This is a genomic window from Rossellomorea sedimentorum (assembly GCF_046237645.1).
GTDB lineage: Bacteria > Bacillota > Bacilli > Bacillales > Bacillaceae_B > Rossellomorea > Rossellomorea sedimentorum.
Genome location: NZ_CP143546.1, coordinates 2866018 through 2880434, shown reverse-complemented (window position 1 = coordinate 2880434; position 14417 = coordinate 2866018). Strand labels below are relative to the sequence as shown.

Below are 14417 nucleotides of genomic sequence, written 5' to 3'. Positions count from 1 at the left end.
GACTAAGTGGTAATCCAGTCTAACTGCTGGTGACACAGTTAAGTCGGGTTTAAAGGGAAACCGCCGGTATGGCGACATCCGGTACCTGATTGGGAAAACCTACTGGACCTAAGCTGCAATTTTTACTCAATGTATGACCATCCCTTTACATATTTTATATGATTAATACTTATTTACATAGATTCTTAATAGAGAAACGGTGTGTAATGGCCCTGATGAAGGACGTAATGAAAAACTCAATAAAATGGAGTATTAGCATTGCCGTTATCACGTTTGTGTTAGCGGCTCTTTTTTCAATCTTTTCTAATTTGATATTGAACGAGGTTACCTGGGTGATCGGCTTGATTGTAGTGCTTATCATTGTTTTGATAGGTATCTTTTTTGATATGCTTGGAATAGCTGCCACGGCCGCTGATGAAACCCCTTTCCATGCGATGGCAGCCAAGAAGGTGTATGGTGCCAGGCAGTCCATCCGGATTGTCCGGAATGCGGATCGTTTTGCCAGCTTTTGTAATGATGTAATCGGAGATATATCCGGAATTATAAGCGGTACGGCTGCAGCAATCGTCATGATCGGTCTGACCCTCGATCTTCAGATCAATAATGGTTCTCCAATAGAATATGCGGTTAACGTACTCTTGACGAGTTTCATAGCAGCATTGACTGTCGGAGGGAAAGCCCTCGGAAAGACATTGGCCATCCAGTATTCGAAGGATATTATCTTTCAGGTAGGAAAAGTGTTACAATTTGTGGAGGATAAATTTCACCTTACCATCATTAAAGATAAAAAAGATAAAAAGCGAAAAAAACGTGAAAAATTGAAACAAAACATTTAGTTATGAAAGTTGGTGACCTGGATGGATCTGTTATCAATTAAAGACCCTTCCTTTCTAAAGTCGTTATCACAGCAAGAACTTGAACTCTTAAGCGAAGATATTAGAAAATTTTTAATAGAAACCCTATCAAAAACAGGTGGACATATCGGCCCCAACCTGGGAGTCGTGGAGCTCACGATTGCCCTTCATAAATGTTTTGACAGTCCTAAAGACAAAATCATCTGGGATGTCGGCCATCAATCGTATGTACACAAAATCCTGACTGGACGTGCAGGACAGTTTGGTACACTGCGTCAGTATAAAGGTTTATGCGGCTTCCCTAAAATGGTGGAAAGCGAACATGACGTCTGGGAAACAGGACACAGTTCGACCTCCTTATCTGCGGCGATGGGAATGGCCATAGCCAGAGATGTTAAGAAAGAAGATTCATTCATAGTGCCGGTTATCGGAGATGGTGCCTTGACAGGCGGTATGGCCCTGGAAGCATTGAACCATATTGGCCATGAACAGAAAGATATGATTGTCGTCTTGAATGACAATGAGATGTCCATTGCCCCGAATGTGGGAGCCCTGCATAATGTGCTGGGGCGTTTACGCACTGCAGGGAAATATCACTGGGTCAAAGATGAGTTGGAGTATATCCTTAAAAAGATACCGGCTGTCGGCGGTAAGCTGGCTGTAACAGCGGAAAGAGTGAAAGACAGCCTTAAATATTTGTTTGTATCCGGTATGTTCTTTGAGGAAATGGGCTTTACTTATCTTGGTCCGATAGACGGACACGACTATAATGATCTGTTGGAAAACATTCAGTATGCGAAAAAGACAGAAGGCCCGGTTATTCTGCATGTCATCACGAAAAAAGGGAAGGGCTTTCATCCCGCGGAATCTGATAAAAAAGGAACCTGGCATGGAACCGGTCCCTATAAAATAGATTCAGGAGATTTAATCAAGCCGGTTAGCGCACCTCCGTCCTGGAGCGGTTTGGTCAGTGAAACAGTCCGCAAGCTGGCCAGGGAAGATGAAAGGATTGTGGCAATCACTCCTGCTATGCCGGTGGGATCTAAACTGGAAGGATTCGCTAGTGAATTCCCTGACCGCATGTTTGATGTCGGAATTGCTGAGCAGCACGCTGCAACCGTCTCTGCCGGGCTCGCTACACAAGGGATGAAGCCATTCTTAGCCATTTATTCAACCTTCCTCCAAAGGGCGTATGACCAAGTGCTGCATGACATCTGCCGTCAGAATTTGAACGTGTTCATCGGGATAGACAGGGCGGGACTTGTAGGAGCAGATGGTGAAACTCATCAGGGAGTCTTCGATATTGCTTTCATGCGCCACCTGCCAAACGTCGTTCTCATGATGCCGAAGGATGAAAATGAAGGCCAGCATCTGGTCAACACCGCCATTCAATATGATGATGGACCGATTGCACTCAGGTTCCCACGAGGCAACGGTTTAGGTGTCAAGATGGACAAGGAACTGAAGACGATACCAATCGGCCAATGGGAAGTATTAAAAGAAGGCAGGGACACGGCGATCCTCACTTTTGGCACAACCATACCGATGGCCCTTGAAGCTGCAGAACAGCTTGAAAAACAAGGGATTTCTGTAAAAGTCGTAAATGCCCGGTTCATCAAGCCTCTTGATGAAAAAATGCTTTCCGGAATAATGCAGGACAACATGCCAATCCTAACAATTGAAGAGGCCGTGCTGCAAGGCGGATTTGGCAGTGCAGTCCTTGAATTTGCCCATGATCACGGTTTTAATGAAGCGACGGTTGAGCGTATCGGGATTCCGGATAAGTTCATTGAACATGGAAGTGTAAAAGAATTATTAAAAGAAATTGGGATGACGACGGAAAGTGTTGTTGACCGTATTCAATCAATGATACCAAAAAAACAAAAAAGGGCTTGAAGATGAAAGTAAAAAAACAACGATTAGACGTACTCCTTGTAGAACGGGGATTAGCGGAAACAAGAGAAAAAGCTAAACGGGCTGTGATGGCCGGACTGGTATACAGCAAGGAGTCCAGGCTTGATAAGCCGGGGGAGAAAGTTAATGAAGACATCCCCCTTACCATCAAAGGAAATGTCCTGCCTTATGTTAGCAGGGGCGGCTTGAAGCTTGAAAAAGCACTTAAAACGTTTGATGTAAGCGTAGAAGGGAAAACGATGCTCGACATTGGTTCTTCCACAGGAGGCTTTACAGATTGTGCTTTGCAGAACGGGGCTAAACTTTCTTATGCACTCGATGTCGGCTACAACCAGCTTGCCTGGAAACTGAGGCAGGATGAAAGAGTTGTCGTGATGGAAAGGACCAACTTTCGATATGTAAAACCGGAGGATCTTGTTTCTGAGATGCCCGATTTTGCGACAATCGATGTTTCGTTTATTTCCCTCTCCCTCATCTTGCCTGTCCTTAAAACGCTGCTCGTTCGTGACAGTGATGTGATAGCGCTGATCAAACCGCAATTTGAAGCAGGAAAAGAGCAGGTAGGAAAAAAGGGGATTGTCAAGGACCCGACAATTCATCATGCTGTCATTGAAAAAATCGTCCAGCTCGCCCTTAAAGAAGGCTACGATGTCAGGGATCTTTCCTTTTCTCCCATTACAGGCGGCGAGGGAAATATCGAATTCCTGATTCATTTATCGTGGCATGGTGAAAAAGAGGCAGGAGAGAATCGCCTTGGCTACACCATTCAATCAGTAGTGGACCAAGCGCAAAATGAATTTAAGTCGAAGTAGAAAGAATAAACTCCCTGGTTTATTCTTTTTCTTTTGTTTAAGGCTGAATTCGTATAGATTGTTGCTTTTGGAAAAATCCAAAAGGGCGGATTTTTCCCTCGGGTACTAGGGCTTGTCTAACTGAATAGGGCAATTAGCTCTTTCCTTTCTGGCTTATCAGGGTAAGTTCTGGGAATTATGGCTATATCTCTTAAATTTCATATTAAATAGCAACAAAGCTTTTGAAAAGAGTCTTGTTAAAAGATATAGAAGAGTATCTTTTAGTTACGATCTTTTAATGTGTAAATAAACCTAATCCTTTGAGGTTGTTTTTATTGAATACGGCACCTCGCTGCTGGTTTCAAGTGCAATGAGGTTTATGAAATCTGCGTAAAAGGAAAACATACATAGGGAGCCAAAATCAAAACAAGCTTTGTTTTTTTATTGTGATAATAATATAAATAAGCTAACATGAATGTAGAAGTATAAATATACAGCAGTTAACGAGTTAGAGGTGTGGGAGTTATGATGAACAAAGGGCAAAGATTAATCAAAATCAGGGAACTTATTTCAAATCATGATATTGAAACACAGGATGAGCTTGTTGATCGGTTGAAGAACGCTAACTTCAACGTAACGCAAGCTACCGTATCCAGGGATATTAAAGAACTTCACCTGGTTAAGGTCCCATTAATGGATGGGCGTTATAAATACAGCCTGCCGGCAGACCAGAGATTCAACCCGCTTCAAAAATTGAAAAGGACACTGACTGATGCGTTCGTCAAGATCGATTCAGCAGGTCATATGCTGGTGATGAAAACGCTGCCAGGAAATGCGAATGCCATTGGTGCCCTTATAGACAATCTTGATTGGGAAGAGATTTTAGGTACCATCTGCGGTGATGATACATGTTTGATCATCTGCAAGACAGAAGAGGATACGGAGAAAATATCGCAGCAATTTCTTGATATGCTTTGATTGAGGTGATACAGGATTGTTACAGGAACTTTCAATAAAGAATTTCGCAATCATCGACGAACTGACCGTCTCTATTGAAGAGGGGCTGACTGTCCTTACAGGTGAAACGGGCGCAGGGAAATCAATTATCATTGATGCCGTCCATTTACTTGTAGGAGGCAGGGGATCCTCCGAATTTGTAAGACATGGCGAGAAGAAGGCTGAAATAGAAGGCCTGTTTACCCTGGAAAACGAAAACCATCCCTGTTATAAAAAAGCTGCAGAATTTGGGATTGAGATTGAAGAAGGGATGATAATCCTGAGAAGGGACATCTCCAGTCTGGGGAAAAGTGTATGCCGGATCAACGGAAAGCTGGTTACCATTGCAACATTAAGGGAAGTGGGCTCAACCCTAATCGACATTCACGGCCAGCATGAACATCAGGAGTTGATGAATGAAACACTTCATCTTACATTGCTTGACCAGTTTGCTTCAAAAGAATTGAAAAATTCCTTGCAAAATTATAAAGATGTCTTCAAGGAATATGAGTCTGTTCAGAGCAGATTGAAAAAGTATAATGAAAATGAGCAGGAAATGGCCCATAGGCTCGATTTAATTCAATTTCAGTTATCAGAAATTGAAAAAGCGGAACTCCAACCAGGTGAAGATGAAGCACTCCTGGAAGAAAAGAACAAATTGATGAATTTTGAAAAATTGTTCGAGTCGCTGCAAAATTGCTATAACAGTATACAGGGAGAAGGTCGCGGCTTGGATTGGACCGGCCTGGCGATGAGTCATATTGAAGGAGCTGCGGGTGTGGATTCGAAATATGACAGTCTCATGGAGTCGATCTCTAACAGTTATTATTTGCTTGAGGAGGCTGCAGGTACGGTACGTTCGGAATTGGATGAGCTTGAATTCGAACCCGACAGGCTTAATACCATTGAAGGCCGCCTGAATGAAATCAATTCATTAAAAAGAAAATATGGCTCGACTATTGAAGAAATTCTGGAGTACAGCGCGAAAATAGAAGAGGAAATCGAAACGGTCACAAATAAAGATGCTCTTATCCATGAGCTTGAGAATAAACTTAAGTCGTTAGAAAAAGATTTATACTTAGAGGCGGAACAGCTTTCAGGCATTCGAAAAAAAGCGGCGAAAAAGCTGACTGCCCGCATACATGAGCAGCTGAAGGAGCTCTATATGGATAAAACGACTTTTGAAGTCCGTTTTTTACAAGAGCCTTCCAAGAGCAATTCATTTAAGTATAGAAAAGATGGAGCGGACCAGATTGAATTTTATATTTCCACAAATCCCGGCGAACCATTGAAGCCTCTGTCCAAGGTTGCTTCCGGCGGGGAGCTTTCAAGGGTGATGCTGGCACTGAAGACAATCTTTTCAAAACACCAAGGCATCACCTCCATAATCTTTGATGAGGTGGATACAGGTGTGAGCGGCCGAGTTGCTCAAGCGATTGCGGAAAAGATTTATCAGGTTTCCGTCAATTCGCAGGTCATGTGTATTTCTCATCTCCCTCAGGTTGCCGCCATGGCCGATTCACATCTATATATAGCCAAAAAGTCAGCGGGCGGCCGGACAAGCACATCCGTCACAGCCTTGAAGCAAGAAGAAAAAATACGTGAAATCGGCAGAATGATTTCAGGTGTAGAGTTTACAGAGCTGACAAGGGAGCATGCAAAAGAATTGCTAAACCTTGCAGAATCCATTAAAAATAAATAAAGTTGTTCAACTGCTCTTGAGCCCATTGGGTTCGGGGCTTTTTTTTGCGGCCTTTTTCCTGTCCAGAACTACAGTTGGTTATGGCATTGAGAGATATTAATGTATAAATATGGACAAACTGTGTAAATTTAAGCCTATTATATGTGTTAAAAACAAAACTATTCGCCTTTTACAGCATTCCCACAGCTATCCAAAATGGGTAGCTTTTTTTCTTGGGAGCCGGTTATAAATGTCCTGTTTCAAGGCAAAATTAAAACTGTAGCCAGGAAGAAAGTGTGTGGATTAGAAGCGAGGAGAGTGAAAAAATGAATTCAGATTTATTCAGGAAATTGATTGGTGGAATTCTCCTTGTTTCACTTTGCTTCATAGGTTTTTTGAAACCTGTTCAACAATATATCCAATTACCAAATAAAATAGTCATGATGCAGGGTGAAAAAGTTACGCTTCCAAAAGCAGCTCCAGTAACCGCGATGACCGCTTCCACCTCCAAGTTAGCATTAAGTAACAATAAGGATGCTTTGACGATACAGGGTGACAATGTCGGTAAAGAAGAGGTTCTTCTTGAACTTGCAGGTGTACCGATAAAGAAAGTGGATGTAGAAGTCATCAAAGACTTCAAAGTCATTCCGGGAGGGCAGTCCATTGGAGTGAAGCTGAATACCCTTGGTGTGCTGGTTGTAGGACACCACTTGGTACAAACAGAAGACGGCAAAGTATCCCCTGGTGAGAAGGCGGGAATACAAGTCGGAGATATGATTACAGAAATTAACGGGAAGAAAATTGAAAAGCTTGCAGATGTGGCGCCTTTCGTTCAAGAGGCCGGAGAGAACATGGATGCTCTGGAGGTTGTCATACGAAGGGATGAAGAAAAGATCAAAACCGAGCTGCAGCCTTTGAAGGATAGTAATGAAAAAACATACAAACTTGGCTTATATATCCGTGATGCAGCAGCAGGTATAGGTACGATGACTTTTTATGAACCTGAATCAAAAAAGTATGGTGCTCTTGGTCATGTGATTTCAGATATGGATACGAAGAAACCGATCGTAGTTGAAGATGGCGAAATTGTACACAGTACGGTTACTTCGATTGAAAAGGGCAGTAATGGTAAGCCTGGTGAAAAACTTGCCCGCTTTACCGGTGAAAGGGATGTCATTGGAGACATCACGCGGAACAGCCCGTTCGGCATTTTCGGAAAGTTAAACAGAGACATAAAAAATGGAATGCTTGATAAAGCGCTGCCGATTGCCCTGTCTCATCAAGTCAAAGAGGGGCCGGCTCAAATCTTGACGGTGGTCGATGGGGAGGAAGTGGAATTGTACGACATTGAAATCGTCAGCACGATTCCGCAAAAATTTCCAGCCACTAAAGGAATGGTCATCAAAGTCACTGATCCGGACCTGTTAGACAAGACGGGGGGAATTGTACAAGGGATGAGCGGAAGTCCTATCATCCAGGAAGGAAAGCTCATCGGCGCGGTGACACACGTATTTGTCAATGATCCAACGTCCGGTTACGGGGTCCACATTGAATGGATGCTTAACGAAGCAGGAATAGACATATATGAAGAAGAAAGAGAAAAGGCAAGCTGACAGGCGGGTGATACCGTCTGTTTTTTTGGTGGTGAGGATCAGAGAAGGCTGCCTGGAAGACCAATGAGGGTGAAAATTGTAGGGGCTGTTGGTCTGATTAGGAAGTTTTCAGACCAATAAGAATCATTATTATAGGGGCTGTTGGACTGATTAGGAAGTTATCGCCCCAATGAGACCCAGTATATTAGGGGGTGTTGGTCTGAATAGGAAGTTTTCGGCCCAATGAGATTCAATATTGAAGGGGATGTTGGTCCGATTAGGGTGTTATCGGCCCAATGAGATTCAATATTATAGGGGATGTTGGTCTGAATAGGAAGTTTTCAGCCCAATGAGATTCAGTATATTAGGGGATGTTGGTCTGATTAGGAAGTTTTCGGCCCGGTGGAACTCAGTATATTAGGGGATGTTGGTCTGAATAGGAAGTTTTCAGCCCAATGAGATTCAATATTGTAAGGGATGTTGGTCCGATTAGGGTGTTATCGGCCCAATGAGATTCAATATTGAAGGGGATGTTGGTCCGATTAGGGTGTTATCGGCCCAATGAGATTCAATATCGTAAGGGATGCTGGCCCATTTAGAGAGTTAATGGGCCAATTAGATTGGGAATACAATGGTATGTTGGTCCATTTAGAGTCTTATTGGCCAATGAGAATGGAAAATGCACAGGATTCTGTCCCATTTAGAGAGTGATTGAGCCAATAAGATTGGCAATTGCCTGCAACGCTGACCTATTTAGAAATGGTTAAAGGAAGCATATGCTCAACTTCTGCCCTCTGAGGCACGCATGTGTAGCGGAAAGCTACCTCACCCAGGTAGCATGAATTCATTCAAAACCCTCAAACAAGGCTTCCGGGTGTTGCAATAAGGTCAAATTACACAAACAACCAAGTATAAAAATGTTAAAAAATTTGCAACCCTCTCCACCAAAGCTACAACTTCCTGCTTCTATTTTATGATAAAATTATTATATAAAGATTTTTCGACAAATCAATAACCCTCATATCGAATCAGGTCGAAATTAAGAGAAAATAAAAGGAAATGAAAGAAAACAATTAATTTTTTAGTTTTTTTCAAAAAATAAGAGGATTTCTTATTGCTTTGTCGAAAAATTACTTTAGAATAAAAAAGAGAGTGGATATGGATTATATCGGATTGAGGAGGAAAACTGTAGTGAATTCAATTAAAGTGTGTGTAGTAGATGATAATCGTGAGTTAGTATCTTTACTGGAGGAATATATTTCATCCCAAAATGACATGGAAGTTGTGGGGGTCGCTCATAACGGCCAGGAGTGCCTTGAACTTCTTGATGAGGTGGAACCTGATGTCATTGTATTGGACATCATCATGCCTCACCTAGATGGTCTTGCTGTGCTTGAGCGCATCAGGGAACGTTCTGTCATTCCAAATGTAATTATGTTGACAGCTTTCGGCCAGGAAGATGTGACGAAGAAAGCGGTGGAATTGGGTGCTTCCTATTTTATATTGAAACCATTTGATATGGAAAATCTGGTCAGTCATATCCGTCAAGTAAGCGGAAAATCAAGTCCGATATTTAAAAAATCCACATCACATTCACGATCTGCTGCAGAATCAAAACCTAAAAATCTTGATGCCAGCATTACAAGCATCATTCATGAGATTGGTGTGCCTGCTCACATTAAAGGCTACCTTTATTTAAGAGAAGCAATCTCGATGGTCTATAAAGATATTGAGCTGCTTGGGTCCATTACAAAAGTTCTTTATCCGGACATCGCCAAAAAGTTCAATACCACTGCAAGCCGTGTGGAACGTGCCATCCGACATGCGATAGAAGTCGCCTGGAGCCGTGGGAACATTGACTCAATTTCGAACCTATTCGGATATACTGTCAGTATGAGCAAAGCCAAACCGACAAATAGTGAATTTATCGCGATGGTTGCGGATAAGCTTCGATTGGAACATAAAGCTTCTTGAAAGATTGAGGAGTAACGCCATTATATATTTTTTACAGATATGATAGAGAAAGCCTGGTAAATCATTTGGTTTGCCAGGTTTATTTTTTTTGAAATATAGGTTAGGAAGGGTATATGCGGTTAAACTGGGAAAATCTTTATTACTAATTCTGATGAATGGAGTTGGTTGTTATGACCTTGATCTTTGCCCACCGTGGTTCTGCCGGAACACACCCTGAAAACACGATGGAAGCTTTTATCGAGGGGGAGCGAAAGGGTGCAGACGGACTGGAGCTCGATGTCCAGCTCTCAAAAGACGGTGAAATTGTAGTCATTCATGATGAAACTGTCGACAGAACGACAAACGGGAAAGGGTTTATTAAAGACCTGTCCCTGAAAGAAATAAAAAAGCTGGATGCCAGTTTTAAATATAAAAAGTTTTTACAAAAGGTGCGTATTCCCTCTCTGCGAGAAGTTTTTGAATGGATGAAGACCAATGATATAATCTGCAATATAGAATTGAAAAACGGGATCATCCCGTATCCTCAGCTTGAAGAAAAAGTTATTGCGTTGATCGAAGAATATGGATATCAAGACAGGACAATCATCTCATCCTTTAACCATTATTCTATAGTCCACTGCCACCGCCTTAACCCTGATGTTGAAATTGCTCCGTTATATTCAAATGGTCTCTTTATGCCATGGGTGTACGCTCAATCCATCCATGCCTCGTCCATTCATCCGAACATCAAGGTTGCCCCGGATGCAGTTATCATTGATTCTATGAAAGCGGGAGTCGCGGTAAGACCTTATACAATTAATAGCGAGAAACTTATGAAAAGACTCTTCAGCATAAACTGTACCGCTATCATAACGGATTATCCTGAGAAAGCGGTCAACCTTAAAAGCATGATGTCACTATGATATAAACAAAAAATCTATCCTATGTCTAGGATAGATTTTTTCAATTCTTACTTGTTTTTAAACCGGTCCTGCACTTTATTCCTCTTTCTATCTCTATGAAGTATGAATCCTGCAATAAAACCTAAACCGCCTAAGAAAAAAATAAGCCCCGTAATAAATTGCAGCCAGAGTGACGGGAATGGAGGTTGCAGGATTCCAAACAGCATATCTCTCATCAGCTTTATCCCTAAAGCAGCCAGCGCTCCTGGAATCAGCATAATGATTAACGCAATCAGTCTTTGCATACCTTTATTCTCCTCTATTAATGTTACTGAAGTCATTATATCATAGATGAAATTTGTCAACCAAAGGAAGTTGCGCTACAATAAAAATGTATGAAAGATATTGCAGTCTCAAAACCAAGAGGTGGAAAGAAGTTGCAAAAAGTATTAGTAGTAGGTGGAGGTAAAGGCGGAATAGCTATCCTGAAGATTTTAAGGGAGACCTCGATGCTGGAAGTGGCAGCTGTTTGCGACCTGAACGGGGACAGCCCTGGTATCCATTATGCAAGGGAAAATGGGATACCGTACGGAGAAGACTGGAGAGAGTTTCTTGATGAACAAATAGATATCGTCATTGAAGTGACAGGGAACCAAGAAGTCTTTGAAGACCTTAGAGATTCAAGAGGCAAGAATACTGTGGTCATTCCGGGGAGTGTAGCGTTCTTAGTTGCAAAGCTCCTAAAGGAAAAAGAGCACTTGATCGATGAAATGAAAAATGAAAACTTTAAGCGCGATCTGATCCTTAACTCTACGGATGATGGGATGGTAGGGATAGATGCAAATGAAACCATTATCCTGTTTAACCGCAGCGCTGAAAAGATGATTGGAATATCTGCAGAAGAAGCGCTGGGCAGGCATATTTATGAGGTCATCCCGAAAAGTGAGCTTCCCAGGGTATTGGAAACACAAAGAAATGAAATCAACCAGGAACTAATTTTGGAAAATGGCTTGAAGATTATCTCCAACCGAATTCCAATGATCACCGGGGAGCAAGAGGTGATAGGTGCTTTTGCGGTTTTTAAAGATATCACGGAAGTGGTGAATCTTGCCGAGGAGATTACGAACCTTAAAGAAATCCAAACAATGCTTCAGGCGATCATTCAATCCAGTGATGATGCAATATCTGTAGTGGACGAAGAAGGGAAAGGGATCCTGATTAATCCTGCCTATACCAGGATAACTGGTCTTACTGAGGAAGAGATCATCGGCAAGCCTGCGACTGCTGATATCTCTGAGGGTGAAAGCATCCACTTGAAAGTGCTTCAGACCCGCCGGGCCATCCGGGGAAGCAAGATGAGGGTCGGTCCGCATAAAAAAGAAGTCATAGTAAACGTTGCGCCGATTATCGTGAACGGCAAGCTCAAGGGAAGTGTCGGCGTTATCCATGATGTTTCCGAAATCCAGTCATTGACTAATGAATTGGACAGGGCCAGGCGGATTATCAGGACGCTCGAAGCTAAATATACCTTTGATGATATTGTTGGTGTCTCGGAAGAAATGATGCTTGCTGTGGAACAGGCAAAACTTGGTGCAAAGACACCTGCAACCGTTTTGTTGAGGGGAGAATCAGGCACCGGTAAAGAATTGTTCGCGCATGCCATCCATAATGCAAGTGACAGAAAATATAATAAGTTCATCCGGGTGAACTGTGCGGCTATCTCTGAAAATTTACTTGAAAGTGAATTGTTCGGGTATGAAGAAGGAGCGTTTTCCGGAGCGAAGCGCGGAGGGAAGAAAGGGTTGTTTGAAGAAGCGAACAATGGAAGTATCTTCCTTGATGAAATAGGCGAATTGAAAGCGGATACGCAAGCCAAGCTTTTGCGGGTGCTTCAAGAAAGTGAAATTGTCAAAGTGGGGGGCACCAAATCCATCAGTATCAATGTCAGGGTGATCGCCGCAACAAACGTCAACCTCGAAAAAGCGATTGCCAGTGGATCGTTCCGTGAAGATTTATACTACAGGCTGAACAGGATGCCGATTCAGATTCCTCCATTGCGAACGAGAAAATCCGATATCCCGTCTTTAAGTGAAGTCTTAATCCAAAAGATCAACCAGGACTACGGCCGTAATGTAGAAGGAATCAAATCATCTGCAATGGACAGGTTGATGGCATATCACTGGCCTGGGAATGTGAGAGAGTTAGAAAACATCCTGGGAAGGGCGATTATTTTTATGAATTATAACGAAACAATAATCGAACCAAAGCATCTCCCCTTTATGGAAAAGATACAAGAAAAGAATGAAGGGGAAAAAGTTAAACCAGGAAATGAGGTTCGCGATCTGGCAGCCATGCTGGAAGAGTATGAAAAAAATATTATTCAAGATGTTTTAGTGCATAATAAAGGCAATAAAACAGCTACCGCCAAAGCGCTCAATGTATCCGTCAGGAATTTATATTATAAACTTGAAAAACACAAAATTGAAACAGGTGGCATGCAAGAGTTTGCAGACTGAGAAAAAAATTGCATACGTCTTCACGGGCAGATAAAGCGGTTTCAGTGTTTTAGAGTTGGCACGATTCTTGCATGTAAGTAGTATGTGATGGCAAGTTTGAGGAAAGGGGTTGAAACAACTTATGAAATTGGCTGATTTAATAGAACAGGCAACCCGCTTGAAAGATTCCACTGTTGCAGTGGCTGCGGCTGAAGATAAAGAGGTACTGGAAGCTGTGTCTATGGCAGTGGAGCAAGGAATAGCAAAGTTCTTACTGTTTGGGGACAGTGAAAAAATAAAAGAAATCCTGGGAACTGTTTCGTCAACGCTCTTAAACCATAAAGCTGTAACCGTTTTACACGCTGATACCGTTAAAGAAGCTGCTGAGTCGGCTGTAAAGGCAGTTAGGAATAATGAAGCAACAGCATTAATGAAGGGGAATATAGCAACCTCCGTTATACTGAAAGCTGTGTTGAATAAAGAGTTTGGACTTAGAACAGGAAATGCTCTCTCTCATGTGGCTGTCTTCGAAATACCTGGCTATGACAGACTGATGGTTTTGACGGATGCGGCCATGAATATTGCGCCTGATTTGGAGCAAAAGGTCCAAATCATTAATAATGCCGTTGGCGTGGCTCGGGGGATAGGCATTGAAAATCCTAAAGTTGCCCCAATTGCTGCTGTAGAGGTGGTAAACCCTGCAATGCAGGCAACGGTGGATGCTGCACTCCTTACCCAAATGAATAGAAGGGGACAAATCAAAGGCTGTGTGGTAGACGGCCCCCTTGCGTTGGACAATGCTGTTTCCCTTGAAGCGGCAGAACATAAAGGGATTGACAGCGAGGCTGCCGGAAAAGCAGACATCTTGCTTGTGCCAAATATAGAAACAGGCAACTCATTATATAAATCACTTATTTATTTCGCGAGGGCGAAAGTCGGGGCAGTCGTTGCAGGAGCTAAAGCACCGGTCGTCCTCACTTCAAGGGCGGACAGCGCTGAAAGTAAGTTATATTCGCTTGCATTGGCGATTTGTACAGCTTCTAAATAAAAGGCTGTATTCGTATAGATTGTTGCTATCGGGAAAATCCAAAGGGAAATATTTCCCTCGGATAAAAAGGCTTATCTAACTGAACGAGATGATTAGCTCTTCCCTTCCTTGTTTAACAGGATAATTTCTGTGAATCATCGTTATACCTCATGAACTTCAAAGTAAATATCAACAAAGTTTTAGAAAAGAGC

At 42.4% G+C, this 14417-nt stretch carries 11 protein-coding genes; 10 read left to right on the top strand and 1 reads right to left on the bottom strand.

All coding sequences use genetic code 11. The features are described 5' to 3' along the window. Positions 1 to 215 precede the first annotated feature (215 nt). The 8 genes from V1502_RS14280 (at position 216) to V1502_RS14245 (ending at position 10704) form a co-directional block, all read left to right on the top strand. On the top strand, positions 216 to 836 hold the full coding sequence (locus V1502_RS14280; RefSeq protein WP_409254355.1) for a hypothetical protein: 621 nt from the start codon (positions 216 to 218) through the stop codon (positions 834 to 836). Positions 837 to 857: 21 nt separating this feature from the next. Beyond that, positions 858 to 2750 carry a 1-deoxy-D-xylulose-5-phosphate synthase gene (gene dxs, locus V1502_RS14275; RefSeq protein ID WP_409251308.1) on the top strand — a complete coding sequence of 631 codons (1893 nt, stop codon included), beginning with the start codon at positions 858 to 860 and terminating at the stop codon, positions 2748 to 2750. 2 nt (positions 2751 to 2752) lie between these two features. Continuing rightward, complete coding sequence (locus V1502_RS14270) at positions 2753 to 3580, top strand: TlyA family RNA methyltransferase (RefSeq protein WP_409251307.1); 828 nt, start codon at positions 2753 to 2755, stop codon at positions 3578 to 3580. 507 nt (positions 3581 to 4087) lie between these two features. Beyond that, the gene (gene ahrC, locus V1502_RS14265; RefSeq protein WP_044022708.1) at positions 4088 to 4537 is read left to right on the top strand and encodes a transcriptional regulator AhrC/ArgR; all 450 of its coding nucleotides are present in this window, start codon (positions 4088 to 4090) and stop codon (positions 4535 to 4537) included. A gap of 16 nt (positions 4538 to 4553) precedes the next feature. Beyond that, positions 4554 to 6257 carry a DNA repair protein RecN gene (recN, locus tag V1502_RS14260; RefSeq protein ID WP_409251306.1) on the top strand — a complete coding sequence of 568 codons (1704 nt, stop codon included), beginning with the start codon at positions 4554 to 4556 and terminating at the stop codon, positions 6255 to 6257. A gap of 305 nt (positions 6258 to 6562) precedes the next feature. Further along, on the top strand, positions 6563 to 7849 hold the full coding sequence (gene spoIVB / locus V1502_RS14255) for a SpoIVB peptidase (RefSeq protein WP_409251305.1): 1287 nt from the start codon (positions 6563 to 6565) through the stop codon (positions 7847 to 7849). A 1170-nt stretch (positions 7850 to 9019) separates the two neighbouring features. Beyond that, positions 9020 to 9802 (top strand): sporulation transcription factor Spo0A, encoded by a 783-nt coding sequence (spo0A, locus tag V1502_RS14250; RefSeq protein ID WP_409251304.1) that lies wholly within the window; start codon positions 9020 to 9022, stop codon positions 9800 to 9802. Between the two features lie 170 nt (positions 9803 to 9972). Next, positions 9973 to 10704: a glycerophosphodiester phosphodiesterase gene (locus V1502_RS14245; protein WP_409251303.1), complete on the top strand. Its 732-nt coding sequence runs from the start codon at positions 9973 to 9975 to the stop codon at positions 10702 to 10704. 47 nt (positions 10705 to 10751) lie between these two features. On the opposite strand, the gene V1502_RS14240 is transcribed toward V1502_RS14245, so the two are convergent. Further along, on the bottom strand, positions 10752 to 10988 hold the full coding sequence (locus V1502_RS14240; protein ID WP_409251302.1) for a DUF2627 domain-containing protein: 237 nt from the start codon (positions 10986 to 10988) through the stop codon (positions 10752 to 10754). A gap of 132 nt (positions 10989 to 11120) precedes the next feature. Here V1502_RS14240 and V1502_RS14235 point away from each other — a divergent pair, with 132 nt between their 5' ends. Further along, on the top strand, positions 11121 to 13199 hold the full coding sequence (locus tag V1502_RS14235) for a sigma 54-interacting transcriptional regulator (RefSeq protein ID WP_409251301.1): 2079 nt from the start codon (positions 11121 to 11123) through the stop codon (positions 13197 to 13199). A 121-nt stretch (positions 13200 to 13320) separates the two neighbouring features. Further along, the gene (yqiS, locus tag V1502_RS14230; RefSeq protein ID WP_409254354.1) at positions 13321 to 14226 is read left to right on the top strand and encodes a phosphate butyryltransferase; all 906 of its coding nucleotides are present in this window, start codon (positions 13321 to 13323) and stop codon (positions 14224 to 14226) included. The last annotated feature ends 191 nt before the right edge of the window (positions 14227 to 14417 follow it).